Origin of the sequence: Micromonospora musae, from assembly GCF_003626635.1 — a bacterium.
Lineage (GTDB): Bacteria > Actinomycetota > Actinomycetes > Mycobacteriales > Micromonosporaceae > Micromonospora > Micromonospora musae.
Map to the genome: position 1 here is coordinate 68,391 of NZ_RAZT01000007.1, position 26,779 is coordinate 95,169.

The window sequence follows — 26,779 nt, forward strand, 5'->3', positions numbered from 1 at the left end:
GGCGTTCGCCGGACCGACCGGCGGAGCGAGAACGGAGTGGTGCAGGTGAGCGCGGCGGTCAAGTACACGCTGGGGCGGCTCGGGTTGTTCGTCGTCGTGCTGGCGGCCCTCTGGCTGGTCGACATCAACGTCTTCCTGAAGCTGATGCTGGCGTTGGTCTTCTCCGCGGCGCTCTCGTTCTTCCTGCTCAAGGGCTGGCGGGACGAGATGGCCGAGGAGATGGCCGGCGCGTCGCAGCGTCGCCGGGCGGAGAAGGAGCGCCTGCGCTCCGCGCTGGCGGGCGAGGACGAGCCGAACGAGGGCGAGCGGCAGGAGGGCCAGCCTCGGTAGCGGGGCTGCTCGTGTCGGGCGGGGCCGGCGGAAAAACGGGTCATCGCGACCGGGACCGCCCCGCTAGGGTCTGCCGCCGTGGGAATTTCCAGCAAGATCAGTGACTGGCGGGCCAAGTTCTTCCTCTGGGTCGGCCTCCCGATCATCGCCGTCATCGGGTTCGTGGCGGGCACCGGTGACCTCGTGCCGGCGTGGCAGGCGCACGGCGGTGGGGGCACCTCCGGCAGTTTCACCGCGGAGCGCCAGGAGTGCTCCCGGCGTAGCTGCACCTGGTACGGCGACTTCACGACCGACGCGGGCGCGACGCGCACCGACGTGATCCTCTATGACGCGCCGGACGGGCTCTCGGCAGGTGAGACCGCTCCGGCCCGGGACACGGGCGCGGGTGACGGCGTCTTCTCCACCAGCGGCGGCTCCACCTGGCTGCTCGTCACCGGGCTCACCCTCGCCGGGCTGGTGGCCGCGGTGGCCTGGGTGATCGTCATCCTGCGGGAGGTCCGTCGGCGCCGCGAGCGGAGGGCGACGGACGAGGCCTTCCTCGCCGCCACCGGGCTGAACTGAACGTAACGGTGAGCCCGGCACGGTCGACTGCGACCGCGCCGGGCTCGCTCGTTCTCACCAGTTGGTCGAGCCGGGCACCCGTGGCCAGGGCTTGTTGACCGGCTTGATCAGGTACGCGACGCCGCCGGAGCCGCCGGAGACGCCGCCGCTCGCGTTGATCCGCTTGGTGCGCAGCCAGATCTGCTCGAACTGCTCCCGCTGGTAGACGTTGCGCACCACGTCGTTGCTGGACGAGGCGGGGTCGTTGACGATCACGTCCCCGTCCGCGGTGAAGCCGACCACCACGAAGAGGTGACCGGAGGTGCCGTAGTTCGCCCCGTCCAGCTCGCTGGCGAGGAAGGACTGGCTGGTCACGACCGGGATGCCGGCGGCGATGAAGCGCTCCACCTCGTCCAGGGAGTGCAGTCGGGTGACCCGACCCTCCAGGCCCGGGAAGCTGGCGGCGTACGCGGTGTTGAACGGCCAGTTGCCCGCGCCGTCGTACGCGTAGTCGTAGGTCATCCGGGCCGCGTGGTTGACCGTCGGATCCGGGTAGGTCGGGTCGACCCAGGCGGTGTCCGCCGCGGAGGGCTGCCGTCCCCAGTACTCGACTACCATCTCGGTCGAGGTGGGGGAGCACCAGGCCTCGCCGCCGCCGTCGTACTCGGGGTAGTGCCCGGAGTGCACGTTCTGCGAGTAGCGGGGCACCGGCAGCTCGACGCCCCAGGCGATGTGCCCGGCGCTCGGCGTGACGGTGAACCGGTCCGGCACGTTCGAGCTCATCGCGCCGAGCATGTGCACCACCGGAGCGGCGGCCTGCCCGGGCGCCCGGTAGAGGGTCAGCCGCAGCTGGTACGAGCGCAGCAGCACCCCGGCGGAGGCGTCGTCGATGCTGAACGTGTCGGTCCAGATCGTCGACCACGGGTCGCCCTGGCTGTTGACCGTGGTCCGCTTGACGTCCGCGTCCCCGGAGGCCCACCGGCCCATCACGTACCACGGCGTCCTGTCGCCGGTGTTGTACCTGCCCTGGAGCTCGACCTGGACCCAGGTGCCGGCCGGGGTCTTCGCGTTCCAGGAGGCGACCAGCTCGGTCGCGTCGAAGCCGACCGCGGTGACCGGGGAGGTCCAGGTGCCGTACTCCCAGCTGCGGGTGACCCCGGTGTGCGGATCGGTGTATTCGGTGGTGCCGGCGGGTCGGGCCAGGGTCAGGCCGGGGCGGGGACCGGGAACCGCCCGGGTGCCGGAGTGGCTGCCCCGCCGCCAGTCGGGGTAGCGGGACCAGTCGTGGAAGGTGACCTGTTCGTCGTGGTTGACCGGCCGGGTGGCCTGGTGGGCCGCCGCGGCGGGGGTGGCCGCGTACGCCGGTACGGCGGTGCCGAGGAGGGTGAGCGCGGTGACGCCGGCGAGGGCGGCCACGCTCAGACGTGATCTGGCCATGGGTGCTCCGCGGGGGTGTGGTCGGGCATCGTCGCCGGTCAGTGTCCCGCTTGCAGGGAAGTTTCGCCATATCTGGATGGATGGAAAATCATTGCCGGGATGATGATCCGCTTGGCATGGAAGAGGCAGTGATCAATATTGATATGACCATGTGACGGGTGGTGGAGTGTGCTCCACCGAGCGGGATCTCCCGCCCTCCGAGGAGGTTGTCCATGGCCTTCCGTACCTCCATCCCCCTCCGTCGCGCCCTGGCGCTCGCCGTCGCCGCCGGCCTGGCGTTCGTCACCGTCACCACCGGCCCGGCCGCCGCCCGACCGGGCACCGGACCCGGCGGATCGGCCGCCGCCGAGTACCGGGTGCTCGGCCCCCGTACGCTCGCCGACCGCAACGCGGTGGCCCGCACCGGCGCGGCGATCGACTACAGCGAGCACGGCGTGCTGCACGTCTCGGCGACGCCGGCCGAGGCCGCGGCGATCGGCCGCCTCGGCTTCCGGCTGGAAGCGGTCCCCGCGCCACCGTCCACCCCGCACACCCACGGCGACGTCGGCACCCTCGCCTTCCCACCCGCCGACTCGAACTACCACGACTACGCCGAGCTGACCGCGGTGGTGAACCAGGTCGTGTCCAGCCACCCGACGATCGCCCGCAAGCTCAGCATCGGCAGCTCCTACGAGGGCCGCGACCTGATGGCCGTGAAGATCTCCGACAACGTCGCCACCGACGAGAACGAGCCGGAGCTCCTCTTCAACGCCCAGCAGCACGCCCGCGAGCACCTGACCGTGGAGATGGCGATCTACCTGCTGAACCTCTTCACCGACGGGTACGGCAGCGACTCCCGGATCACCAACCTCGTCAACGGGCGGGAGATCTGGATCGTGCCGACGGTCAACCCGGACGGCAGCGAGTACGACATCGCCACCGGGTCCTACCGGTCCTGGCGGAAGAACCGGCAGCCGAACAGCGGCTCGTCGGCGATCGGCACCGACCTGAACCGGAACTGGTCCTACCAGTGGGGCTGCTGCGGCGGCTCGTCGGGCTCGACCTCGTCGGAGACCTACCGGGGCCCGTCGGCGTTCTCCGCGCCGGAGACACAGGCGCTGCGGAACTTCGTCAACAGCCGGGTGGTCGGCGGTGTGCAGCAGATCAAGGCCAACATCGACTTCCACACCTACTCGCAGCTCGTGCTCTGGCCGTTCGGCTACACGACCGCCAACACGCCCAGCGGGATGACGGCCGACCAGTACAACACCTTCGCCACCATCGGCCAGCAGATGGCCGCCACCAACGGCTACACGCCGGAGCAGTCCAGCGACCTCTACATCGCCGACGGCACCAGCATCGACTGGATGTGGGCGGCGCACGGCATCTGGGCCTACACCTTCGAGATGTACCCGGGGTCGGCCGGTGGCGGCGGCTTCTACCCGCCCGACGAGGTGATCCCGGCGCAGACCTCCCGCAACCGGGAGGCGGTGCTGATGCTCAGCGAGTACGCCGACTGCCCGTACCGGGCGATCGGCAAGCAGACCCAGTACTGCGGTGGCGGTGGCGGCACCACTGTCTGGTCGGACACCTTCGAGACCGCCACCGGCTGGACGGTGAACCCGAACGGCACGGACACCGCGACCCTCGGGGCCTGGGAGCGGGGCGCCGCCCAGGCGACCACGTCCAGCGGCGCCAAGCAGCTCACCCCGTACGCGGGCGGCAACGACCTGGTCACCGGCCGGCTGGCCGGCGCCGGGGCCGGTGACTACGACCTCGACGGCGGGGTGACCAGCGCCCAGTCGCCGGCGGTGACGCTGCCCGCCGGCGGCACACTCACCCTCTCGCTCGCCTGGTACCTGGCGCACGGCTCGAACTCCTCGTCGGCCGACTACCTCCGGGTCAGCGTGGTGCACGGCGGCGGCACCACCACCCTGCTGAACCAGGCCGGGGCGGCGACCAACCGCAACGGCTCCTGGGCGGTGGCGAACCTGAACCTCACCCCGTACGCGGGCCAGAGCGTACGGATCCTGGTCCAGGCGGCGGACGCCTCGGGCGCGAGCCTGGTCGAGGCGGCTGTGGACAACGTCACCATCACCGCCTCCTGAATCGGTGGGGCCCCGTCCCGCCCCCGACGGGGCCCCACCCTGCCCGCCACGGATCGGGGCATATCGGTAACCACCGCCCGATCGACCCGGACCCCGACCGGTCGGGTGATCGGCCACGCTGGATGGGTTCGTTCATCGATCGGGCCCGCTCGACCCGTGCGCTACCGTCTTACCGACCGTTCCACAGCGAAGCCGGTGAGAACCCGGTGCTGTCCCGCAACTGTGATACCCCGCCACGGCGGGGACGAGCCAGGTCGCCTGCGGACCGGTCGCGACCCGCGCTCTCGAGGAAGGGCGCTCGCGGACGGGCGCTCGGCCCCTGTCGGCGAAGCACCACGCTCCTCGACCGACAGGAGGACCGATGTCCAGACGTACCCCTCGGCTGCTCGCCGCGACCCTCGCCGTCGCCGCGCTCGCCCTCGGCGCCTGCGCCGAGAAGGCCGACGACGCCCCCGGCGCCGGCAGCAGCAGCCAGTCGGCTGCCGCCTTCCCGGCCACGGTCGGCAACATCACTCTCGACGAGCGTCCCGAGAAGATCGTCTCGCTCTCGCCGAGCGTGACCGAGATGCTCTTCGCCATCGGCGCCGGTCCGCAGGTGACCGCGGTCGACGACAACTCGGACTACCCGGCCGGGGTGCCGAAGAGCGACCTCTCCGGCTTCCAGCCGAACGCGGAGGCGATCGCCGGCCGCAACCCCGACCTGGTGGTGATCTCCGACGACCGCAACAAGATCGTCGACCAGCTCGGCAAGCTCAAGATCCCGGTGCTGGTGACCCCGTCGGCGACCACTCTGGACGACACCTACCAGCAGATCACCGACCTGGGCACGCTCACCGGGCACCCCACCGAGGCGGCCGACCTGACCCGGCGGATGCGGGACGACATCGCCAAGCTGGTGAAGGACCTGCCGCAGCGGTCGGAGAAGCTCACCTTCTACCACGAGCTGGGCACCGAGCTCTACAGCGCGACCAGCAAGACCTTTATCGGTTCGCTCTACGCGATGGCCGGTCTGGAGAACATCGCCGACCCCGCCGACGCCGACAACAAGAACGGCGGGTACCCGCAGCTCTCCCAGGAGATCATCGTCAAGGCGGACCCGGACTTCATCTTCCTCGCCGACACGAAGTGCTGCCAGCAGAGCGCCGACACGGTCAAGGCGCGCGCCGGCTGGTCCGGGCTCACCGCCGTGAAGAACAACCAGGTGGTCGCCCTGGACGACAGCGTCGCCTCCCGCTGGGGGCCGCGGGTCGTCGACCTGCTGCGGGCGATCGTCGACGCGGTCGCCAAGGTGCCCGCGTGACCGAGGGTCGACCGTGACCAGGGTCGCACCCGTGGCCCGCGATTCGTCGCCCATCCGGCCGGCCGAGACGCCAAACCCGTCCCGGCCGGCCGGCCTGCGACCGCGCTGGCTCGTCGCCGGGCTCGTCGCGGTCCTCGTCGCGCTGGTCGCCGGAGTGTCGCTCGGCCCGGTCACCATCCCACCGGGCAGCGTCGCCGCCGAACTGCTCAACCTGCTGCCCGGGGTGCACCTGGAGAGCGGGCTCAACGAGCGGGAGATCGCCATCGTCACCGAGCTGCGGCTGCCCCGGGTGGTGCTCGGCCTGCTCGTCGGCGGGATGCTCGCCCTCGCCGGTGGCTGCTACCAGGGCGTGTTCCGCAACCCGCTGGCCGACCCGTACCTGCTCGGCGTGGCCGCCGGGGCCGGCCTGGCGGTGACCGCGGTGATCGCCCTCGGCGGCGCCGGCTCGGAGGGCGCGCTCACCGGCCTGCCGCTGACCATCCCGCTCGCCGCGTTCGTCGGCTCGCTGGGAGCGGTGGCGCTGACCTACCTGCTCGGTGCGGCGGGCGGCCGCAGCCGCTCCCCGGCGATGCTGATCCTGGCCGGGGTGGCGGTCTCCGCGTTCCTCTCCGCCGGGCAGACCTACCTGCTCCAGCGCAACGCCGACAGCATCCAGGCGGTCTACTCCTGGCTGCTCGGTCGGCTCGCCACCGCCGGCTGGCACGACGTCCTGCTGGTCCTGCCGTACGCCGTGCTCACCGCCGTCGTGGTGCTGCTGCACGGCCGCGAGCTGGACGTCCTGTCGGTCGGTGACGACGAGGCGAGCAGCCTCGGCCTGCACCCGCAGCGCTCCCGCTACCTGCTGATCGCCGCAGCCTCGCTCGGCACCGCGGCGGCGGTCTCCGCGACCGGCCTGATCGGCTTCGTCGGCATCATCGTGCCGCACACCATCCGACTGCTCGCCGGGTCGAGCTACCGGGTGATCCTGCCGCTCTCGCTGCTCTTCGGCGCCGCGTTCCTGGCGCTCACCGACGTGGCAGCGCGCACCGTCGCCGCTCCCGCCGAGATCCCGATCGGCGTGGTCACCGCCCTGCTCGGTGGCCCGTTCTTCGTCCTGATCCTGCGCACCGCCCGACGGGTGCTGACGTGAGCGCCGCACCCGCGGTCGAGGTGCGTGACCTGCACGTCACCATGGACCGCACGCCGATCCTCGCCGGCATCGACCTGACCGTCGCCGTCGGCGAGTGGGTCACGGTGATCGGCCCGAACGGCGCCGGCAAGTCGACCCTGTTGCGCGCCGTCGGCGGCCTGCTGGCCGCGCCGGGCGCCGTGAGCCTCTTCGGTACGCCCATCGAGTCGCTGCCCCGGCGGAACCGGGCCCGGGTGGTGGCCACGGTGGCGCAGTCCCCGGTGGTGCCGCCGGGCATGCCGGTGCTCGACTACGTGCTGCTCGGCCGCACCCCGTACATCCCCCCGCTGGGACGGGAGTCGGCCGCCGACCTGGCCGCCGTGCACGAGGTGCTCGCCCGGCTGGACCTGACCGGCTTCGTCCGGCGCGAACTGGCGACCCTCTCCGGCGGGGAGCGGCAGCGGGTCTTCCTGGCCCGGGCGCTCGCCCAGGGCGCCACGCTGCTGCTGCTCGACGAGCCGACCAGCGCACTCGACATCGGCCACCAGCAGGAGGTGCTCGACCTCGTCGACCAACTGCGCCGCGAGCACGAGCTGACCGTGGTCGCCACCATGCACGACCTCTCGATCGCCGGTGAGTACGCCGACCGGATGGTGCTGCTCGCCGAGGGGCGGGTGGCCGCGGCCGGAACGCCCCGTGAGGTGCTCACCGAGAGCCTGCTCGCCGAGCACTACAAGGCCAGCGTCCGGGTCCTCGACGGCGAGCACGGTCCACTGATCGTTCCCGTCCGCCGCCGCTGACCCCCTTCCCTCGACGGGCCTCTTTCACTGAACGAGTGGTCATTCCACCCGGAATGGCCACTCGTTCAGTGAAAGTGTCGACGCTCCCGGTGCGGCGGGAGGGCGGGCGGGTTGGGCGGGTGTGGGGTGGGGTGGGCGGGTCAGGGGGTACCGATGTCGATGATCGAGAAGAGGGCGCCCTGGGGATCGCGGAGCGCCGCGAACCGGCCCGTCGGAATGTCCCTCGGCGGCACCAGGATCGTTCCGCCCAGCGCGGCGGCGCGGGCCGCCGCGGCGTCGGCGTCGGCGACCGCGAAGTAGACCGTCCAGTACGCCGGCAGGTCCGCCGGGAAGTCGTCGGCGAGCGGAGGCATCATCCCGGCCACGATCTGCGCGCCGAGCCGCCACCCGGTGTAGGTCATCGCGCCGACCACCTGGTCGTCCGGCTGCCAGCCGAAGACCAGCTCGTAGAAGACCTTCGCTCCCTCCGGGTCGGGGGTGACCAGTTCGTTCCAGGCCATCGCGCCGGGCACGTTGAAGACCTCGCCACCGGGCATCGACATCGGCTGCCAGACGCTGAACGACGCGCCGGCCGGGTCGGCGAAGACCGCCATCCGCCCCCGGTCGAAGACCTCGAACGGCGGCACCACCACCTGCCCGCCGGCCCGTTCGACCCGGCCGGCGACCAGCTCGGCGTCATCGGTGGCCAGGTACGTCGACCAGATCGGCACCTGGTCGGGGATGGCCGGTGGGCCGGCCCCGGCGACGGCCTGCCCGCGCAGCTGGAAGACCGTGTAACCGCCCGCCTCCGGCTCCGTCGCCACCCGCCCGGTCCAGCCGAACAGCTCGGGATAGAACCGCCGGGCGTCGGCGAGGTCCGGGGTGGCCAGGTCGGCCCAGCAGGGCGTACCCGGCGGGACGGTGTTCACGGTGACCCCTCTCGGCTCGGGGCGGCACGACCGCCCCCTTGCCGGAATCCTGGCACCGTCCCGCCGACGTACGGGGCGAAAACGGACGAATCGTCAGCTGAACCGGCGACCCTCGTCCCGCCGGTACGCCCAGACGGCCAGCGACGCCAGCACCACCACCCAGACGCCCAGCATGCTCAGCGACAGCGGTCGCATCGGGTAGTCACCGACGGTCGCCCACATCAGCTCGGCCGCCCCTCGGGTCGGCAGGTAGGGCGCGATCACCTCGATGAACCCCGGCGCCTCGCCCGGGGCGGAGAGCAGGCCCCCGCCGAAGGCGAGCGGGAAGAAGACGATCTGCGCGACCACGATGGCCGCCTTGCTCGGCAGCGAGTAGCCGATGGCGAGCCCCATCAGCGTGAACGGCACCGACACCACGGCGACGGTGCCGATGGCCAGCAGGAACGCCAGCGGCGTGATCCTTGCGGCGGTCAGCGTCGCGCTGATCACCAGCACCGGGAGCAGCGAGAGGTAGGTGAGCGCCAGCCCGGCCAGCACCCGGCCGGCGAGCCGTGGCCCCGGCCCCGCGGGCAGGGTCCGGGTGTACGGATTCCAGGGCTGGTCGCGGTCCTCGGCCACGCCGATTCCGTACTGGAAGATGTTGGCGCTCATCACCGAGAAGGTGACCATCGACGCGGTGGCGTAGGTCGCGCCGACCGGATCCTTCCCCGCGAACGGCACCACGAAGAAGAGCATCGCGGCGGCGGGGAAGAACGCGCTGCCGATGAGGGCGATCGGGATCCGGACGATCTCCAGCAGCTGGTAGCGGGTGTGGACCAGGGTGAGTTGCACGGCTTCCCTCTCCTGCGTCGGCGGCGGCTCAGCGGCCCGCGGTGGCGGTGACGGGTGGCTCGTCGCGCGGTCGCTCCTCGGCTGTGATGGCGAGGAACGCCTCCTCCAGCGAGGTGGGGCGGACCTCCAGCTCGCTGAAGGCGACCCCGGCGACGACCAGGTCCCGCACCAGCTGGTCGGCGTCGGTGGTGAGCAGGTGGTGCCGGCCGTCGATCAGCTCGCTGCGCACCACGCCGGGCAGCGCCGGCAGCTCGTCGGCGACGAAGCCGACCCGGCGTACGCCGACCACGGAGCGGATCGCGTCCACGCTGTCGTCGGCGAGCATCCGACCGTGCCCGATCACCACCACCCGCTCGGCCAGCGCCTCCACCTCCTCCAGGTAGTGGCTGCTCAGCAGCACCGTCCCGCCGTCGGCGTGGAACGCGCGGATGGCGTCCCAGAGGGTGCGGCGCGCCTCGACGTCGAGGCCGGTGGTCGGCTCGTCGAGCAGCACCAGCCGGGGACGGCCGACGAAGGCCAGCGCCACCGCGAGCCGTCGGCGCTGGCCGCCGGAGAGGCCACCGGTCTGCCGCCGGACCTGGTCGGTCAGCCCGAAGCGGTCGAGCAGCTCGCCGCGGGGCACCGGATCGGGGTAGTGGGCGGCCACGAAGTCCACCACCTCGCCGACGCGCAGGGTGCCGGGCAGGCCGGTCTCCTGCGGCGTCATGCCGAGCTGCCGGCGGGACGCCGGGTCGCGCGGATCGCCGCCGAAGAGTTCGATCCGGCCCGAGGTGGGGCGGCGCAGGCCGACGATCAGGTTCATCAGAGTGCTCTTGCCGGCCCCGTTCGGCCCGAGCAGGCCGACCATCTCGCCGGCCCGGACGGTCAGGTCGACCCGGTCGAGGGCCAGCACGTCACCGTAGCGGCGGGTGACCTGGTCGGCGCGCGCCAGCAACATGCGGTGCTCCTTCGCGGGGTCCCGTTAACCTGCCGGCTCTCTGTCTACTCGCCCGGCGCCACCGCCGCTGCCCCGTCGACCGTGGCTCGCCGGGGCAGCGTGCCGGTGCCGAGCGGCCGGGGTCGTCTCAGCCGGCCAAGGCGGCCGGCAGCGGGTCGTGGTGCAGCACGGCCAGCCGGGACACCGCCCGGGTCAGCACCACGTAGAGCCGGTGCAGGCCGCGTGGTTCGGCGGCCACGATCGCGGCCGGCTCGACGACCACCACGTGGTCGTACTCCAGGCCCTTGACCAGGGTCGCGGGCACCACGGTGACCCGCACGGTGGCCGCCACGTCGTCGGCGGTGGTGGTCTCGATGCCCGCCTCGGCGAGAGCCGAGCGCAGTCCCGCCACCGTGTCGTCCGCCGCGATGACGCCGACCGAGCCGTCGTGCGCCAGGGCCGCCCGCACCTCGGCCACCGTCGCCTCGGTCAGATCCGGCACCGTACGCACGTCGAGACCGCCGTCCCGGCGCAGCGACTCGGCAGGGGGCACGTTCACGGCGAGCGCCGGAAGCAACCGGTTCGCGAGGGCGACCACGGCGGCCGGCACCCGGAAACCGATGGTCAGCGGGACCACGACCGCGTCGGGCTTGCCCAGGTGGGCGAGGGTCTCCCGCCAGTCGGTGGCGGCCCAGGGGGCGGTGCCCTGGGCCAGGTCGCCGAGGAGGGTGATCGATCCGTGCTCGCTGCGTCGCGCGATGGCCCGGCACTGCATGGGGGAGAGGTCCTGCGCCTCGTCGATGACGACGTGGCCGAAGCCGGCGGGCCGTTCGATCAGCCCCGCCGCCTCGTCGACGAGGACCGCGTCGGCCGCCGTCCACTTGGTCGCCTTGGCGGTGCGCGCCGGCTTTCGCCAGAGCAGCTGCGCCTGCTCGGCCTCGGTGAGCAGACCGTCCGCGGCGGAGGCGAGCGCCGCCGGGTCGGCGAGGAGGGTGTGTACCAGGCCTTCGGGGGTGACCGCCGGCCAGGCGGTGTCGAGGAACTCGGTCACCGGTCGTGACTTCGCCATCCGGCGCAGCCAGGCGTCGCTCGGTGACTCCGCGCGCCGCGCCTCGGACTGCCGTTGCAGCAGGCTCACCACCCGTGCCCGGACCCGCTCGCGGCCGACACCGTACGGCAGCCCCTCCCGGCGCGTCTCCTCGATCACCCGGTGCAGCGGCTCCAGCCCGATCCGCCAACGGAACGAGCCGTCGGACACCATGATCGGTTCGGTCGGCTCGCCGATGTGGGCCTCGAGCGCGCGGCGCAGCAGCTCCGCCATGCGTACGTCGTGCTTGAGCGTCGCCGTGGCGGGGTCCTCGACCGCGCGTACCGGCACGCGGGTGACCAGGTCCTCGACCGTGGACTGTTCGACCTCCACCTCGCCGAGGGCCGGAAGCACCGCCGCGATGTAGGACAGGAACGCCCGGTTCGGCCCGACGATCAGCACACCGGACCGGTTCAGCCGCTCCCGGTGCAGGTAGAGCAGGAAGGCGGCGCGGTGCAGCCCGACGGCGGTCTTCCCGGTGCCGGGTGCGCCCTGCACGCAGATCGAGTCGGCGAGGTCGGCCCGGACCAGCTCGTCCTGTTCGGGCTGGATGGTGGCGACGATGTCCCGCATCGGTCCGACGCGGGGGCGCTCGATCTCGGCGGTGAGGATCCGGCTCGTGGTGCCGAGCTCCTCGCCCCGGTCCAGGTGCTCGTCCTCGAAGCTGGTGAGCACGCCGGTGCTGAAGCCGAACCGGCGGCGGACGGCGACGCCCTGCGGGTCGCGGGCGCTGGCCCGGTAGAAGGCTCGCGACACCGGGGCGCGCCAGTCGAGCACCATCGGTTCGCCCAGCTCGTCGGTGACGTGCCGCCGTCCGACGTGGTACACGCCGACGACCTCGTCGTCGGCCTCGACGTCGCCGCCGTGGCGGCGTTCGGTGGCCGCGCCGAAATCGAGCCGGCCGAAGAAGAGCGGGGTGGTCGGGTCGTCGGCCAGCTCCTTCACCCGCCGGGCCATGTGGCGGCCCAGCTGCTCGGCGGTGTACGAGTCGCCGGCGACCGTGTCGCCGGTGGCGAAGAGGGCCTCCGCCCGTTCCCGCATCCGGCGCAGCGCGGCTCGGGAGCTCTCCAGGTGGGCTCGCTCGGAGGTCAGTTCCTCGTCGAGATCGGTGGGTTCGTGGGAGGTGTGGGCAGCAAGGGTCATCCGAGGCGACCTTCCGGTGCGTTCGTGTGATCGGTGACCTGGGCCGCCCGGCGCTCCGTCGAGGCGGTGTCGGCTGTGCCCGCAGGCAGGAGTCGCGCGTCGATGCGCGCGGTCGTCCACCCTACGCCTCGGAGCCGACCGGCGGCGACGGAATTTCCGGGCGGATCCGCGGCTCGTGGCGATGTCTGTTGCTGCTCGGGGCGACCGTCAGGCCGGCTCGCAGGCGTCGGGGCGGTACTGCAGGTCGACCACGTCCCGTCGCTGCTGGTCGAGAATCCAGTCCGAGACCTGGGCCAGGTCGACGGTGACGCGGAGCGTGCCCGCTTCGCCGGGCGGCAACTCGGCGAGCACCTCGCCCCGTGGCGACACGACCATGCTCGGGCAGTGCTGGCGGGGATCGGCGAGGTTCACCGCGAAGACGAACCGCTGGTTCTCGGCCGCTCGGCTGATCAGGTGGCTGCGCCAGACACCAGGCGTCGCCTCGTGGCTGGCGGCGTTGGTGAGGTAGACGAACGCCTGCGCGCCGGAACGCGCCAGGTACTGCCACTGTTCGGGGTAGCGGATCTCCCGGCACAGCTGCACGCCGACGACGAGCTCTCCGTCGGGCTGACGTACCCGCCGCGTGGGCAGTTCGGCACCGGCCCGGAGCGCGGCCGACTGTTCGTTCACCGCCAGGTTGATCTTCCGGTAGATCCATCGCCCGTCGGACGGCGGGAAGTGCAGCGCGACGTTCCACCATGCGCCCTCCTCGGGCAGGAGTGAGCCGCAGAAGATGTGGACCCCTCGACGTCGTGCCAGTTCGGCGATCCGCTCGATCGCGTCGGCGAGGTGTGCCCGGTCGAGCGTGGCGAGCGGAGACAGGTCCGGGGCGTACCCCGAGATGGCGCCTTCGGGCAGCAGCACGAGGTCGTCCGGTTCGCTCTGGGCCACGACCGCTTCGATGGACGCGAGATTTGTACGGATGTCCCACGGCGTCGGGATCTGACCGATGGTCGCGGTGATTCGCATCGTCCCTTCCTACCCGGGTCGTCCACGAGGCGCGTCGCCGGCGTTGGGTGAGGCCGTCGAGCACGCCTTGCCGCGCCGGGCGGGGCGGGCGACGAGGTGGGGGAGCGGCCGGGATCATGGGGGTATGACCGAGCCGCCTGTCGAGCGACGTGGGCTGAGGATCAGCGACCCGCAGGTGATGCGGGCGCTGGCTCATCCGGCCCGACTCGCGATCATGGAACAGCTGAGTGCGCTCCCGGAAGGCGCGACCGCCACCGAGAGCGCTGAGATCGCCGGCCTGTCGCCGAGTGCCACCAGCTACCACCTGCGGGAGCTGGCCAAGGCCGGCCTCGTCGAGCCGGCACCGAGCCGTGGTGACGCGCGGGAGCGGATCTGGCGGACCGTCAGCCCCAGCTGGACGGTGGACGCCGGTCGGGACGCCGGGCCGGAGGCGGTGGCGGCCCAGACCGCGGTCGTTGAGGCGTTCCTCGCCGTCGAGCTGAAGCGCAGCCGCGACTGGTTGCGGCGCGCGTCGGCCGAGCCGCCCGAGTGGTACGACGTCGCCCGGCTCTTCGAGAGCCAGCTCCTGATTACCGCGGCGGAGCTCGCCGAACTGACCGATGCGGTGGATCGGCTGTTGGAGCCGTATCGCAAGCGGACGCGTACCGATCCGCCGTCTGACGCCCGGACCGTCTCGATCTACTACAAGGCGCTGCCGCTGGAGTGAATGGGGGTTGCCCGAAGCAGTTGTGAAGGATTATTTTCGAAGTATGTCCTTCACAACTGCTCCCTCGCGCTGGTCGGACGTCTGGCTCGCCACCGCCGCCCGCGGCATCTCCAGCTGCGGAGACTTCCTCGCCGCGAGCGCCCTCACCCTCGCCCTGCAGAGCGCCGGGGCCGGCGGCCTCGCCGTCTCCGGTCTGCTGCTCGCCGCCACCCTGCCGCTCGTGGTACTCGCCCCGCTGACCGGGCGGCTCGCCGACCGTGTGGACAGCCGCACACTGCTGGTCATCGCCGGGCTGGCCCAGGCAGGCATCTGTCTCGCCCTGGCGTACGCCGAGCGACCGGCCATGATGATCGCCCTGGCCGGGCTGCTCGCGGTCGGTCTGGCCGTCACCCAACCGGTGCTGGCCGCCCTGGTCCCCGCCATGGTGCGACCGGCGGACCTGCCCCGCGCCAGCGCACTTCAGCAGTCGGCGGGGACGCTCGGCGTGCTCGCCGGCCCCGCGCTCGCCGGCGTCCTGGTGGGCGGCTTCGGCACCCGCCTCCCGCTGCTCCTCGACGCGGCCAGCTACCTCGCCCTGGTGGCGGCCGGGCTGCTCATCCGTACCCGGCGGGGCGGTCGTCGGGTACCGGAGAAGGTGTTGGCCGACGGTGGGATCGAGCCACGCACCTGGCGGCTGCGCCGCGACCCGCTGCTGCTCGCCACCGTGATCGGGGTGGCCGGAGTGGTCGGCTCGGTCGGTGCCATCAACGTGGTGGAGGTCTTCTTCATCCGGGAGACCCTGCACAGCAGCACGACCATGTACGGGCTGGTCACCGGCGCCTGGACGCTGGGCGCGCTGGCCGGTTCGTGGATCTTCGCGCGGGCCGTCGGGCGGCTCCACCGCGACGGGGCGCTGGCCGGTGCCGGGCTCGCCCTGCTCGGCGGGTGCTGCCTGATGGTGCTGGTCTCCGCGGCCGTGCCGACCGCGCTGCTGCTCGTGCCGATCTGGCTGGTCGGCGGGATCTTCAACGGCGGCAACAACGTCTTCGGCACCGTGCTGATGGCCCGGCGGGTGCCGGAGGCGGTCCGGGGACGGGCGTTCGCGAGCTACGTCGGGGCGGTCCAGGGCGCGTCCATGGTGGGCTACCTGGCCGGCGGGGTCCTGCTCGAACTGGTCGACCCCCGACCGCTGGTGGCCGCCGCCGGGGTCGCCGGGCTGGCCGCGGTCGGCGTGCTGGCCGTACCCCTGTCCCGGGCGGCCCGCAGGGATCGAGCGGCGGGAACGCCGCAGCAGGCGCCCCGCACAGCGGACCCCGCGGAGCCGGCCGCCGCACCGAAGGCGGAGGCGGGGACCGCCGTCACTCCGGTGCCGGGTCGCTGAGCCGCACCCCACCGACAGCGATACGGTCGAGCCATGGCTGAGCGCATCGCCCGTCCGCGGGTTGGACACATCCAGTTCCTCAACTGCCTGCCGATCTACTGGGGGCTGATGCGCTCCGGTGCGCTGATCGACGTGGACCTGCAGAAGGACACTCCGGACCGGCTGAACGAGGCGCTGGTCGCCGGTGACCTGGACATCGGGCCGATCTCTCAGCTCGAATACCTGCGGCACGCCGACGAGTTGCTGCTCCTGCCGGGCCTCGCCGTCGGCAGCGACGGGCCGGTGCTCTCGGTGAACATCGTCTCCACCCGGCCGCTCACCGAGCTGGACGGCGCCCGGGTCGCGCTCGGCTCGACCTCGCGGACCGGCGTACTGCTCGCGCAACTGCTGCTGGGCGAGCGGTACGGGGTGCGCCCCGAGTACTTCCGCTGCCCGCCGGATCTGACGCAGATGCTGCTGGAGGCGGACGCGGCCGTGGTCATCGGCGACGTGGCGCTGCGCGCGCTCTACGAGGCGCCGCGCCGGGGCCTGGAGGTGACCGACCTCGGGCAGGCGTGGCGGGAGTGGACCGGCCTGCCGATGGTCTTCGCCGTCTGGGCGGTACGCCGGGACTTCGCGGCCGCCCATCCGGGCCGGGTGAAGGAGGTGCACGAGGCGTTCCTGCGCTCCCGCGACCTCAGCCTCACCGAGCTCGATCAGGTCGCCGAGGCCGGTGCCCGGTGGGAGCCGTTCGACGCGGAGACCCTGGCCACGTACTTCCGTACCCTCGACTTCTCGCTGGGTGAGCGGCAGGTCGCCGGCTTGCGGGAGTTCGCCCGGCGGGCCGCCGCGCTCGGCGAGGCGCCCGCCCTGCCGCCGAACGGCCCCGCGTTCTTCGCCGGCTGAGCGACTCGCCTTTTCGGAGGTCGGGGCAGCTGCGGAGCCGGAGACCCCGACCCTCCGGAGCGGAGCGAGCCGACCGGGTGCCGACCGGACGGCGCGAGCGGCGTCAGACGCCGGGGCGGAGCAACGCCTCGGTGATCTTCTGGCAGTTCTTCATGCCGTAGTCGTAGCCCAGCTCGATCGGGTACTGCACCATCACGCCCATCGTCCAGGTGTCCCCGATGGCCAGGCAGTTGATGTGCATCTCCTGCTCCTGGGTCCGGTCGATCCACCCGTTCTTGATGGCGATCTGCTTCCGCTCGGCGGCCGGGAACGCCTTCCGGATGCCGAAGTCACCCGCACCACGCACCTGGCGCATCTCGTTGAGCAGCCAGTCCGTCCACTCGGGCCCCGCGGCCTTGCCCTCGGCGATGCAGTTGCCGAGGCGGGCGACGTCCCGAGGGGAGAGGGCCGTGCGGCTCCAGCCGCCGTCGGGGGCGACGCCGCTGTCCGTGAGGCCGCACATCGAGATCGCCCGCTTGATCGAGGCGGAGCGTCCGACGTTGTTGTAGAACTGCTCGGCGCGGGTGTTGTCGCTGTCCCGGATGACCAGCGTGGCGTCGGCCAGCTTGGCGTCGCTCGGCGTCTGCCCCTTCTCGTCGGCCCGGCGCAGGTAGTCGGCGATGATCCAGGACTTGATGAGCGACGCGGTGGTGCTCGTCTTGTTCATGTCCTTCGAGCCGATGATCTCGCCGGTCCGTCGGTCCAGGACGGCCCAGCCGTACCAGCCCTCGATGTCGAGGTCGAGATCCTTGGCCTCGAACGGCAGCGGCGGCAGGGACGGGCTCGGCTCCGCCGAGGGCCGGTCGCTACGGCCGGCTGCGTCGTCCACTCGGGTGCCGTCGGCCGTGCCCGCGCCCACGTCCCACGTCGCGGCGGCCTGGTCCCCGAACGGCGAGCCGGGCACCAGGCGCAGCCCGGCGAGCACCAGCCCGATGAGGATCACCGCGATGGCGAGCAGTCGTAGCGGGGACGGCTCGCGCCTCTGCTGGTCGCCGGCCATCAGAGCTTTCCGGCCGGTTGCTGCGGCACCTTCAGCACCGCGCCGGGCTGCGGGGTCACCAGCTGGGTGGCGACGCTGGCGCAGGTCCTCGCTCCGTAGGAGAGGCTGCGACCGGCCGGGTAGCGCATCATGACGGCGAGGCTCCACTTGTCGGTGACGGCGAGGCAGTTCACGTGCCAGTTGCCGTCGTAGCCGAGCCGGGTCCAGCCGTTCTTGATGCTGACCGGCCCCTGTGCCTTGATCGACGCCGGCAGGCCGTCGACGATCCCCCACTTGCCGCCGCCGTACGTCTCGTGCTGGTCGGAGACGCTGCCGCTGACCTTGCTCATCTCGTCGAGCACCCACTTGGTCCACTTGGGCCCGGCCGCCTTGCCGTCGGCGATGCAGTCACCGAGCCGGACGGCGTCCCGGGGGGACATTTGGGTGAAGCTCCAGTAGCCCTCGTACTTCTTCACGGCGCCGCGCTCGGTGTCGGTGAGGCCGCAGATCTTGATCGCCCGCTGGATCACCGGGTTCGGCGCGCCGCCGGCACTGACTCGGTACGAGCCGCCGGCGGCGAAGTAGATCTTGTCGGCCGCGCCGTCGTCGCTCTTCCGGATGGCGGCGCTCGCCATCGCCAACATGCCGGCCGACGGCTTCTTCTTGTCGCCGAACTGGCGCAGGTAGTCGCTGACGATCCACGCCTTGATCATCGACTCGGTCGAGCTGGTCGAGGTCATGTTCTTCGCGCCGGAGATGTTGCCGGTCTTCCGGTCCATCAGGGCCCACGAGAAGAAGTCACCGTCGAAGTCCACCGAGACCGGGCCGGCGGCCAGGGTTGGCGGCGGTGGTGGGCTGGGCGCGGGCGCGGCGACGTCGGCCCCGCCACTGCCGCCACTGCTGCCGCCGCCGTCTCCGCCGGAGAGGCGGGCGTACGCGGTCGGAACGAGCAGGGCGCTACCGAGGACTACTGCTGCGACGGCGAGCACCATGGTCACGCGGGAACGCATGAGTCGGTGAACTCCAGGTGTCAGGGCCGGGGGGACCGGCTTGCTGTCCGCACGGACCGGCTGATCGCCCAGGTCGGGAAGGCCCACGACCTGTTGGGGACGGTGATCGTCGCCGGCCGATCGGTGTGACGTCGAAAGTCTACGTCCGCAAATGCGATATGCCAGTGCTGGCGCCTGGCAAGTTGCGGTGAAGACGGGATATCGAACGGTTATGCGGCTTCTGCGAATGTTCATGTTTGTTTCGACACGCAGGTTATCCCGACTGTCCGTAAAAGTTCCGTAAGCGCGTCCCGGCGGAGGAGGCGATTCGATTCGGAAGTCGTCCTCGGATTCCTGTTACACCCCCTGGTGTCTTCGGGCGCGAGCTGTAACACTTGTCGTCATGTATGGCAACGACTTCGGCGCCCCGGAGGAGGCATCCGGCGGCGGCCTGCTCGGAGAGGTCGAGGCGGCCGAGGCCGCGCTGCGGGAGGCGGCGGCCCGGCAGCGGCGGGGCCTGCCCGCGTCCGACGACGACCTGGCGGGGTTCTTCGCCGAGATCGTCGAGGCCGACCAGAAGATCGAGCCCCGCGACTGGATGCCGGAGGCGTACCGCAAGACGCTGATCCGGCAGATCGCCCAGCACGCCCACTCCGAGATCATCGGCATGCAGCCCGAAGGAAACTGGATCAGCCGGGCACCGTCGCTCAAGCGCAAGGCGATCCTGCTCGCCAAGGTCCAGGACGAGGCCGGGCACGGGCTCTACCTCTACGCCGCCGCCGAGACCCTCGGAATCAGCCGCGACGAGCTGGTCGACCTGCTCCTCGACGGCCGGCAGAAGTACAGCTCCATCTTCAACTACCCGACGCTCACCTGGGCCGACGTCGGCGCCATCGGCTGGCTTGTCGACGGCGCGGCGATCGTCAACCAGGTGCCGCTGTGCCGGTGCTCCTACGGGCCGTACGCCCGGGCGATGATCCGCATCTGCAAGGAGGAGTCGTTCCACCAGCGGCAGGGCTACGAGATCCTGCACACGCTGGCGCACGGCACCCCCGAGCAGAAGGCGATGGCCCAGGACGCGCTGGACCGCTGGTGGTACCCGTCGCTGGCGATGTTCGGCCCGCCCGACGGTGAGTCGACGCACTCCACGCAGTCGATGGCCTGGAAGATCAAGCGCTTCTCGAACGACGAGCTGCGGCAGCGCTTCGTCGACATGTGCGTGCAGCAGGCCGAGATCCTCGGCCTGACCATCCCCGACCCGGGCCTGCGCTGGAACGACGAGCGGCAGGCGTACGACTACACCCAGCCCGACTACGACGAGCTGATGCGGGTCATCAAGGGCGACGGACCGTGCAACCGGGAGCGGATGGCGCACCGCCGGCGAGCCCACGCCGACGGCGCCTGGGTACGTGAGGCCGCCGCGGCGTACGCCGGCAAGCGGGCCGCGGAGAAGAAGGAGAAGGTGGCAGCGTGACCGATCCGTCGCCTCTGTGGGAGGTCTTCGTCCGGGCCCGGCGGGGGTTGTCGCACACCCACGTCGGCAGCCTGCACGCCCCCGACGCGGAGCTGGCCCTGCGCAACGCCCGGGACCTCTACACCCGGCGGCAGGAGGGCGTGTCGATCTGGGTGGTGCCGGCGAGCGCGATCACCGCGTCGAGCCCGGACGAGAAGGACGCCTTCTTCGACCCGGCGGCCGACAAGGTCTACCGCCACCCGACCTTCTACGACGTACCGGACGGGGTGGCTCACCTGTGAACGAGCGGAGCGAGCGAACCGGTCGGCTCAGCAGCGGAGCCCTTCACGCCGGCGCCGAGCGAAGCGAGGTGGCAGCGTGAACGGGCCGTTCGAGTTCGCGCTCCGGCTCGGCGACGACGCGTTGATCGCCGCGCAGCGGCTGGCCGAGTGGACCACCCGCGCCCCGGAGATGGAGGAGGACATCGCGCTGGCGAACATCGCCCTCGACCAGCTCGGCGCGGCCCGGCTCCTGCTGACGTACGCGGGCGAGCTGGAGGGCGCCGGCCGGGACGAGGACGCCCTCGCCTACCTGCGCGACGACCGGGAGTTCCGCAACTGTCTCCTGGTCGAGCTCCCGAACGACGACTTCGCGGTCACCATGGCGAAGCTGCTCTTCCTGTCGGCGTACCAGCTGCCGCTCTACACCGCGCTCGCGGAGTGCGCCGACGAGCGGCTCGCCGCCATCGGGTCCAAGGCGCGCAAGGAGTCGGCGTACCACCTGGACCACGCCTCGCTCTGGGTGAAGCGGCTCGGTGACGGCACCGAGGAGTCGCACCGCCGGATGCAGGCGGCCGCCGACCAGGTGTGGCCGTACGTGGCGGAGCTCTTCACCCCCGACCCGGGCGCGCCCGTCGACCCGGCCACCCTGCGGGCGGAGTTCGACGCCACCGTGACGGCGGTGCTGACCGAGGCCACGCTCGCCCGGCCCGAGTCCGGCTGGGCGCCGGCCGGCGGGCGGGACGGCCTGCACACCGAGCACCTGTCGTACCTGCTCGCCGAGATGCAGGTGCTGCACCGCGCCCACCCCGGAGCGAAGTGGTGACCACGGCGACGCGCGGCGCCGCCCTCACCCGCCGTGCGGGGCACCGGTGAATCCGAGGGAGGCGGCGGCCGCGGTGGTGGATCCGGAGATCCGGGTGCTCACCATCGACGAGCTGGGCATCCTGCGGTCGGTCGAGGAGGATCCGGCGACCGGCCGGGTGGTCGTCACCATCACCCCCACGTACACGGGCTGCCCGGCGATGGACGTGATCCGCGCCGACATCCGCCGCGCGCTGAACGTGGCCGGGCACCCGGACGCCGAGGTCCGCACCGTCCACTCCCCGGCGTGGAGCACCGACTGGATCTCCGAGTCCGGCCGGTCGAAGCTGGCCGCCGCCGGGATCGCGCCGCCGCAGCCGGTGCGTCGGCCCGGGGTCGTACCCCTCACCCTCACCCTGCGCTGCCCCCGCTGTGGCTCGCCGGAGACCGAGCAGCTCAGCCGCTTCGGCTCCACCGCGTGCAAGGCGCTCTGGCGATGCCGCTCCTGCTCCGAACCCTTCGACCACCTGAAGGCGCTGTGACTGTCACCATCACCCGACCGGTCCGTCGCCGGCCCGTCTTCCACCCGCTCCCGGTCGCCGCGGTCGACCGGCTCAGCGACGACGCCGTGGCGATCACCTTCGCCGTGCCCGAGGAGTTGCGGGACACCTTCGCGTTCCGGGCCGGGCAGCACCTGACCGTCCGGCGGATCGCCGAGGACGACACCGACGTGCGCCGGTCGTACTCCATCTGCTCCACCCCGGACGACCTGGCCCGGCACGGCCGGCTGCGGATCGGCGTGCGGGAGGTCCCCGGTGGGGCCTTCTCCACCTTTGCCTGCGGGGAGCTGCGGCTCGGCGAGACCGTCGAGGTGCTGCCCCCGCTCGGTCACTTCACGTCGGCGTTCGACCCGGGTCGCGCCCGCCACTACGGCGCAGTGGTCGCCGGCTCCGGCATCACCCCGGTGCTGGCGCTGGTCGCGACGGCGCTCGCCGTGGAGCCGGCCAGCACCTTCACCCTGGTGTACGGCAACCGGCGGACGAACACCGTGATGTTCGCCGAGGAGCTGGCCGACCTGAAGGACCGGTACCCCAGCCGGCTGCACCTGGTGCACGTGCTCTCCCGGGAGCAGGGCGAGTCGCCGCTGCTCTCCGGCCGGATCGACGCCGACCGGATGGGCCGGTTGCTGGAGACGATCGTGCCGGGTGGCCACATCGAGGAGTGGTTCCTCTGCGGCCCGTACGGCATGGTGCTCGACGTCCGGGAGACGCTCGGCGCGCGTGGCGTGCCGGAGTCGGCGGTACACACGGAGCTGTTCCACGTCGACGCGCCGCCGGAGCCGCCGCGCCGCCCCGCCGACGAGGCGGGCGCGGGCACGGAGGTGACGATCGTGCTGGAGGGGCGCTCGTCGAGCCTCACCATGCGCCGCGACGAACGGGTGCTGGACGCCGCGTTGAAGGTTCGCGGCGAGCTGCCGTACGCCTGCAAGGGCGGCGTCTGTTCGACCTGCCGGGCGAAGGTGGTGGAGGGCGAGGTCGAGATGGCCCGCAACTACGCCCTGGAGCCGGACGAGATCGCGGCCGGCTACGTGCTGACGTGTCAGTCGAGCCCGGTCACCGACAGGCTCGTGGTCGACTACGACGCGTGAGGACGATGTCTCGCGCAGGTTGTAGGCCACGATGAGTGCAGGTAGGCTTTAACCGCCAGGAGCAGTAGCCCTTGGAAGTGGACCCGGCAGCCTTCCGGACGGTGGGTGGGCCGGGTTTCGCGTTTCACAGCCGATATGACTCGACGACCGTCCGCTGAACGGCCGCCCTCCAGCGTCCACGCTTGGCCCAGCACCACGCCAGCGCGTCGGGGATCGCGAGCAGACACTCCTCGTGGGCGCGTAGGTGGTCGTACCGGACCGTGTCGGACAGCCCAGCCTTCTGAACCTCATCGAACAAGAGTCGGCGATCGGCCTTGATAGTCGAGTCGTCCTGCTCAATGACCAGCCGTGCTGCGCCAATCTTGCCGGCGTAGGCGACAAGTCGCACCAGGCTGGCGTCGCGCGCGGCTTTCATGTTCGGGTGGTCACTTGCATCCAGGATCACCGCTTGTGCACCGATCCCGTTGATCGCACCGACGATCTGCCGGCGTCTGTCGTCACGTTCTTTGTGGAAGTGAATTCGGCGCTGGTTGGGCAGGATGAGGCTGCGCATCACCTTGCGGGCGGGTGCGAGATCTCGTGTGAGGACGACGGCGGCGGCGACGAGAAGTCCCCGCTCCTTGGTCTCGTCCACGAATATGTGAGCGCTCATCATCCGCCTCCTTTCGTCAGGTCTTGGCTGTCGGTCGCTCAGGCGTTGACGATCTCGCGAATGCGACTGAGGCGTTCTGCGGGGCTGAGCGCTGTCAGGTTGCCAGCTCCGAGCCCGTCCAGTACGCCTCGCACATCACATTCGTCGGGCTGAAGAACGGCGTCGATCACCCTCGCTCGTGCCCCGCCATCACGTTGGTAGATCCAGACCGTCTGCCACTGGCGTGGCTCGGCGTTCAGTTCGGCGTTGAGCCGGTCGGGAGGAAAGAATCCGAGCCCCGCTGCTTTGAGCGCGTCCGCGATCTCGGCGAGTACCCAACGGCCCAGCTTCTTGTAACCGAGTTCGTCTCGCAGTTCGCCGAGAGTTGCCTCAGTAAGGCCTCCAGCCTCCCGGCACCGAGTCGTGATGCTCAGGGCCAGCTCGTCGTCGCCCATTGCTGCCTCCGAGGGATGAGCGGAGTTTGTAAATATGATAGAGATGAATGTCGCCTAAGTTTGTCAACGAGGCGAGTACATCTTGTTTCTGATCTTGAAATTGATTTGCTGGCCGCCCGGCTCGGGGCACTCATCGGCCGGAACGCCCGTCCAAGGCCGTATCCGCCGGTCGGCGTAGGCTCGGGGGGTGATGGTGAGCCGGGAGATCGACGACATCCTGCAGCGCGGTGCGGACGGCGGGCGGATCACGCCCGAGGAGGCTCTGCTCCTCTACACCGACGCGCCCTTCCACGCCCTCGGTGAGGCGGCCGACGCCGTGCGCCGTCGCCGCTATCCGGACAACATCGTCACGTACCTGATCGACCGCAACATCAACTACACGAACGTCTGCGTGACGGCGTGCAAGTTCTGCGCCTTCTTCCGCGCGCCGAAGCACAGCGAGGGCTGGAGCCACTCGACGGAGGAGATCCTGCGTCGCTGCGGCGAGGCGGTCGACCTGGGCGCCACCCAGGTGATGCTCCAGGGTGGGCACCACCCGGAGTACGGCGTGGAGTACTACGAGGAGCTCTTCTCCGCGGTCAAGCAGGCCTACCCGCAGCTGGCGATCCACTCGATCGGCCCGAGCGAGATCCTGCACATGGCGAAGGTCTCCGGGGTGAGCCTGGACGAGGCGATCGCCCGGATCAAGGCGGCCGGTCTCGACTCCATCGCCGGCGCGGGCGCGGAGATGCTGCCCGAGCGGCCGCGTAAGGCCATCGCTCCGCTGAAGGAGTCCGGCGAGCGCTGGCTGGAGGTCATGGAGCTGGCGCACCGGCAGGGTCTCGAGTCGACCGCGACGATGATGATGGGCACCGGCGAGACGAACGCCGAGCGGATCGAGCACCTGCGGATGATCCGCGACGTGCAGGACCGCACCGGCGGCTTCCGCGCCTTCATCCCGTGGACGTACCAGCCGGAGAACAACCACCTGAAGGGGCGTACCCAGGCGACCCGGCTGGAGTACCTGCGCCTGATCGCGGTGGCCCGGCTCTTCTTCGAGACCGTGCCGCACCTGCAGGCCTCCTGGCTGACCACCGGCAAGGACGTCGGCCAGCTCGCGCTGCACATGGGGGTCGACGACCTCGGCTCGATCATGCTGGAGGAGAACGTCATCTCCTCGGCCGGCGCCCGGCACCGGTCCAACCTGCACGAGCTGATCGAGATGATCCGTACGGCCGGCCGGATCCCGGCCCAGCGAGACACCCTCTACCACCGGCTCGCCGTGCACTGGACGCCGGAGGACGACCCGACCGACGACCGGGTGGTCTCGCACTTCTCCTCGATCGCCCTGCCCGGTGGGGGCGTCGGCAAGTCCCTGCCGCTGGTCCAGGCGAACTGACGCGTTCCGCGGTCCGCCACGCCGGTACGGCGAGGCGTGGCCGGGAGGGCAGGTCCCGCTTCTGGGGTCGTTCAGATCGGCCGGGGTGCAGTGGGCGGTGCGGGTGACAGTTGCGCCCACACCGCCCGAGGCGACCGGTACGGACGGACGAATTCCCCGCCTCGCGCTGGCGTAACGCATCGACGTTCGATAACGTCCGCTCGGTCCGAGGCTGCTCCTCTCCTTCCCGGCCCAGGGGGACCGATGACACCCTTCCGCCGTTCACCCGTGGCAGGCGTCGTCGTCCTGCTGGCCGCCGCCGGTCTCGTCGTTCCGGCGCTGCCCGCGTACGCCGAGGAGCCGGTCGTCGACGTTGGGGTCACCGTCGTCGGCACCCGGCTCGCCGCGAACCGCACCGACAAGATCGCCGTGGTGAAGGTCAGCAATCACGGCACGGTGACGCCCGACCTCCTCGCGCTCGACTACGACGCCGGGGACGTCGACTCCGGCAAGGTGCGGATCGACCCGCTGCTCGACGAGTGCGATGTCGACGGTGACGAGCAGGACGAGCGCTGGAGCTGCCCGCTGCGCGGGGAGCAGATCCCCGGGCCGGGGGAGACGGTCGAGCTGCCGCTGCTGGTCATCAAGACCACCGACCAGCTCACCGAGGCGTACCGGGCGACGCTGGCGGTCTCCGTCACGCCGTGGAGCGACGGGAAGCCGTTGACCGACGCCGATCCGGCGAACAACGGTGCCGAGCACGTGATCGAACTCGCCACGGTGAGCGGCGGCGACCTGACGATCGTGGCGCCGGACATCACCCGCGAGATCGATCCGGCCGACGCGTTCGACGACGACCCGCAGTCCGCCCCGCTCAATCCGGGCGATCGGACGGTGGCCTCCGCGTACGTCGTCAACCAGGGCGACTGGTTCGCGATGACGCTGTCGCTGCGCATGACGGTGCCGGCGGGCCTCACCTTCGAGGAGCGCGACGGTGACTGCGGGACCAGCGCCGATCTGCGGACGATGACCTGCCTGATCGAGCCCGGCAACCTGACGTCGCGGGAGGGCGTGCAGATCGTCTTCCCGGTCCGGGTCGCCTCCGATCTGGACGCGCCGGCGACCTACTCCGGTGGCACGGTGACGGTGTCGGGAACCAACTTCACCCGCCCCCCGGATGAGGAGGCGGCGCGTCGGGCTGCCGCCCTGCCCTCGTACGTGCGCAAGGTGTCCAACCTGCCGCCGATCCCGGACGATGTCGATGCCAGTGACAACACCGACGAGTTCGCGGCGGTGGTCACGGCCGCCGCCGGCGGCGGACCCGGCGAGGGTGGCGGCGGTGGTGACGTCGGCGGTCTGCCGGTGACCGGTCCGCAGGCCCGACTCATCGGGGGGATCGGGGTGTCCGTGCTGTTCGCCGGTGTCGTGCTGATCCTGGTCGCACGCCGGCGCCGGGTGGTGCTGGTCGCGCCGCAGGATGAGCAGCCGGCGGCCTGAGGCCCGGCACCCGCAGCCGCGGGGACGGCTCGGCGGATGCGGGTGGCGCGGCGGGATGGGTGATCATCCCTGCCGCACCGTTCGTCCCACCCCGGACGGACGGATGAATTCGCAGCGGCGATGCTGGCGCGGCACATCGGCGTTCGATAACGTCCGCTCGGGTTCGTGAAGCCACCTCTATTTACTTTCTTCTTTTCTCCTCA

At 71.4% G+C, this 26,779-nt stretch carries 26 protein-coding genes and 1 riboswitch; of the genes, 16 read left to right on the top strand and 10 right to left on the bottom strand.

Annotation, left to right across the window (positions count from 1 at the left end; all coding sequences use genetic code 11):
- Nucleotides 1-45: 45 nt before the first annotated feature.
- Both D7044_RS14910 and D7044_RS14915 read left to right on the top strand, forming a co-directional pair.
- On the top strand, nucleotides 46-330 hold the full coding sequence (locus tag D7044_RS14910; protein WP_120673986.1) for a DUF4229 domain-containing protein: 285 nt from the start codon (nucleotides 46-48) through the stop codon (nucleotides 328-330).
- A 78-nt stretch (nucleotides 331-408) separates the two neighbouring features.
- A complete protein-coding gene (locus tag D7044_RS14915) occupies nucleotides 409-891 on the top strand; it encodes a hypothetical protein (RefSeq protein WP_120673749.1) in 483 nt (160 codons plus the stop codon).
- 54 nt (nucleotides 892-945) lie between these two features.
- Here the strand turns inward: D7044_RS14915 and D7044_RS14920 are convergent, their stop codons facing one another.
- Nucleotides 946-2,307 carry a C39 family peptidase gene (locus D7044_RS14920; protein ID WP_120689303.1) on the bottom strand — a complete coding sequence of 454 codons (1,362 nt, stop codon included), beginning with the start codon at nucleotides 2,305-2,307 and terminating at the stop codon, nucleotides 946-948.
- A gap of 212 nt (nucleotides 2,308-2,519) precedes the next feature.
- On the opposite strand from D7044_RS14920, the gene D7044_RS14925 reads away from it, so the two are divergent.
- The 4 genes from D7044_RS14925 to D7044_RS14940 all read left to right on the top strand — a co-directional run bounded on the left by D7044_RS14925 (nucleotide 2,520) and on the right by D7044_RS14940 (nucleotide 7,602).
- Nucleotides 2,520-4,394: a M14 family zinc carboxypeptidase gene (locus D7044_RS14925; RefSeq protein WP_120689304.1), complete on the top strand. Its 1,875-nt coding sequence runs from the start codon at nucleotides 2,520-2,522 to the stop codon at nucleotides 4,392-4,394.
- Between the two features lie 141 nt (nucleotides 4,395-4,535).
- Nucleotides 4,536-4,674: riboswitch (cobalamin riboswitch) on the top strand.
- Nucleotides 4,675-4,755: 81 nt separating this feature from the next.
- The gene (locus tag D7044_RS14930; protein ID WP_120689305.1) at nucleotides 4,756-5,694 is read left to right on the top strand and encodes an ABC transporter substrate-binding protein; all 939 of its coding nucleotides are present in this window, start codon (nucleotides 4,756-4,758) and stop codon (nucleotides 5,692-5,694) included.
- Nucleotides 5,695-5,746: 52 nt separating this feature from the next.
- Nucleotides 5,747-6,823 carry a FecCD family ABC transporter permease gene (locus tag D7044_RS14935; protein WP_120689451.1) on the top strand — a complete coding sequence of 359 codons (1,077 nt, stop codon included), beginning with the start codon at nucleotides 5,747-5,749 and terminating at the stop codon, nucleotides 6,821-6,823.
- A gap of 41 nt (nucleotides 6,824-6,864) precedes the next feature.
- Complete coding sequence (locus D7044_RS14940; RefSeq protein WP_120673984.1) at nucleotides 6,865-7,602, top strand: ABC transporter ATP-binding protein; 738 nt, start codon at nucleotides 6,865-6,867, stop codon at nucleotides 7,600-7,602.
- A gap of 140 nt (nucleotides 7,603-7,742) precedes the next feature.
- Here the strand turns inward: D7044_RS14940 and D7044_RS14945 are convergent, their stop codons facing one another.
- The 5 genes from D7044_RS14945 to D7044_RS14965 form a co-directional block, all read right to left on the bottom strand.
- Nucleotides 7,743-8,510: a VOC family protein gene (locus D7044_RS14945; RefSeq protein WP_120673745.1), complete on the bottom strand. Its 768-nt coding sequence runs from the start codon at nucleotides 8,508-8,510 to the stop codon at nucleotides 7,743-7,745.
- 93 nt (nucleotides 8,511-8,603) lie between these two features.
- Nucleotides 8,604-9,341: an ABC transporter permease gene (locus D7044_RS14950; protein WP_120673744.1), complete on the bottom strand. Its 738-nt coding sequence runs from the start codon at nucleotides 9,339-9,341 to the stop codon at nucleotides 8,604-8,606.
- A gap of 28 nt (nucleotides 9,342-9,369) precedes the next feature.
- Nucleotides 9,370-10,278 carry an ABC transporter ATP-binding protein gene (locus D7044_RS14955; protein WP_120689306.1) on the bottom strand — a complete coding sequence of 303 codons (909 nt, stop codon included), beginning with the start codon at nucleotides 10,276-10,278 and terminating at the stop codon, nucleotides 9,370-9,372.
- A gap of 127 nt (nucleotides 10,279-10,405) precedes the next feature.
- Nucleotides 10,406-12,487, bottom strand: coding sequence for a HelD family protein (locus tag D7044_RS14960; RefSeq protein ID WP_120689307.1), 2,082 nt, complete (start codon nucleotides 12,485-12,487; stop codon nucleotides 10,406-10,408).
- Nucleotides 12,488-12,694: 207 nt separating this feature from the next.
- Entirely contained in the window at nucleotides 12,695-13,495 is an 801-nt protein-coding gene (locus D7044_RS14965; protein WP_120689308.1) for a carbon-nitrogen hydrolase family protein, read from the bottom strand.
- A gap of 124 nt (nucleotides 13,496-13,619) precedes the next feature.
- Between D7044_RS14965 and D7044_RS14970 the strand changes: the two genes are divergently transcribed.
- The 3 genes from D7044_RS14970 to D7044_RS14980 are packed head-to-tail and all read left to right on the top strand — an operon-like array spanning nucleotide 13,620 to nucleotide 16,446.
- Nucleotides 13,620-14,201: an ArsR/SmtB family transcription factor gene (locus tag D7044_RS14970; protein WP_120673740.1), complete on the top strand. Its 582-nt coding sequence runs from the start codon at nucleotides 13,620-13,622 to the stop codon at nucleotides 14,199-14,201.
- Between the two features lie 43 nt (nucleotides 14,202-14,244).
- Complete coding sequence (locus tag D7044_RS14975; protein WP_120689309.1) at nucleotides 14,245-15,561, top strand: MFS transporter; 1,317 nt, start codon at nucleotides 14,245-14,247, stop codon at nucleotides 15,559-15,561.
- A 33-nt stretch (nucleotides 15,562-15,594) separates the two neighbouring features.
- Entirely contained in the window at nucleotides 15,595-16,446 is an 852-nt protein-coding gene (locus D7044_RS14980; RefSeq protein ID WP_120673738.1) for a menaquinone biosynthetic enzyme MqnA/MqnD family protein, read from the top strand.
- A 103-nt stretch (nucleotides 16,447-16,549) separates the two neighbouring features.
- On the opposite strand, the gene D7044_RS14985 is transcribed toward D7044_RS14980, so the two are convergent.
- The gene (locus D7044_RS14985) at nucleotides 16,550-17,485 is read right to left on the bottom strand and encodes a serine hydrolase (RefSeq protein WP_120689310.1); all 936 of its coding nucleotides are present in this window, start codon (nucleotides 17,483-17,485) and stop codon (nucleotides 16,550-16,552) included.
- The gene (locus tag D7044_RS14990) at nucleotides 17,485-18,474 is read right to left on the bottom strand and encodes a hypothetical protein (RefSeq protein WP_120673736.1); all 990 of its coding nucleotides are present in this window, start codon (nucleotides 18,472-18,474) and stop codon (nucleotides 17,485-17,487) included. Before D7044_RS14990 ends, D7044_RS14985 begins: the two co-directional genes overlap by 1 nt.
- Nucleotides 18,475-18,856: 382 nt before the next feature.
- Here D7044_RS14990 and paaA point away from each other — a divergent pair, with 382 nt between their 5' ends.
- The 5 genes from paaA to paaE all read left to right on the top strand — a co-directional run bounded on the left by paaA (nucleotide 18,857) and on the right by paaE (nucleotide 22,636).
- Complete coding sequence (gene paaA / locus D7044_RS14995; protein WP_120689311.1) at nucleotides 18,857-19,927, top strand: 1,2-phenylacetyl-CoA epoxidase subunit PaaA; 1,071 nt, start codon at nucleotides 18,857-18,859, stop codon at nucleotides 19,925-19,927.
- Nucleotides 19,924-20,208, top strand: a complete 285-nt coding sequence (gene paaB / locus D7044_RS15000; protein WP_120673734.1) for a 1,2-phenylacetyl-CoA epoxidase subunit PaaB — start codon at nucleotides 19,924-19,926, stop codon at nucleotides 20,206-20,208. The genes paaA and paaB overlap by 4 nt, the downstream gene beginning before the upstream one ends.
- A gap of 76 nt (nucleotides 20,209-20,284) precedes the next feature.
- Nucleotides 20,285-21,010 (top strand): 1,2-phenylacetyl-CoA epoxidase subunit PaaC, encoded by a 726-nt coding sequence (gene paaC / locus D7044_RS15005; RefSeq protein ID WP_120689312.1) that lies wholly within the window; start codon nucleotides 20,285-20,287, stop codon nucleotides 21,008-21,010.
- Between the two features lie 46 nt (nucleotides 21,011-21,056).
- Nucleotides 21,057-21,530 carry a 1,2-phenylacetyl-CoA epoxidase subunit PaaD gene (gene paaD / locus D7044_RS15010; protein ID WP_120673732.1) on the top strand — a complete coding sequence of 158 codons (474 nt, stop codon included), beginning with the start codon at nucleotides 21,057-21,059 and terminating at the stop codon, nucleotides 21,528-21,530.
- Entirely contained in the window at nucleotides 21,527-22,636 is a 1,110-nt protein-coding gene (gene paaE / locus D7044_RS15015; RefSeq protein WP_120673731.1) for a 1,2-phenylacetyl-CoA epoxidase subunit PaaE, read from the top strand. Before paaD ends, paaE begins: the two co-directional genes overlap by 4 nt.
- A 124-nt stretch (nucleotides 22,637-22,760) precedes the next feature.
- Here the strand turns inward: paaE and D7044_RS15020 are convergent, their stop codons facing one another.
- Together D7044_RS15020 and D7044_RS15025 are read right to left on the bottom strand one after the other, a co-directional pair.
- Nucleotides 22,761-23,288 carry a hypothetical protein gene (locus tag D7044_RS15020; protein WP_147434671.1) on the bottom strand — a complete coding sequence of 176 codons (528 nt, stop codon included), beginning with the start codon at nucleotides 23,286-23,288 and terminating at the stop codon, nucleotides 22,761-22,763.
- Nucleotides 23,289-23,326: 38 nt separating this feature from the next.
- Nucleotides 23,327-23,722, bottom strand: a complete 396-nt coding sequence (locus D7044_RS15025) for a hypothetical protein (RefSeq protein ID WP_120689314.1) — start codon at nucleotides 23,720-23,722, stop codon at nucleotides 23,327-23,329.
- A gap of 187 nt (nucleotides 23,723-23,909) precedes the next feature.
- Here D7044_RS15025 and mqnC point away from each other — a divergent pair, with 187 nt between their 5' ends.
- Nucleotides 23,910-25,100, top strand: coding sequence for a cyclic dehypoxanthinyl futalosine synthase (gene mqnC, locus D7044_RS15030; protein WP_120689315.1), 1,191 nt, complete (start codon nucleotides 23,910-23,912; stop codon nucleotides 25,098-25,100).
- A gap of 267 nt (nucleotides 25,101-25,367) precedes the next feature.
- Entirely contained in the window at nucleotides 25,368-26,576 is a 1,209-nt protein-coding gene (locus D7044_RS15035) for a hypothetical protein (RefSeq protein ID WP_120689316.1), read from the top strand.
- Nucleotides 26,577-26,779: the final 203 nt, after the last annotated feature.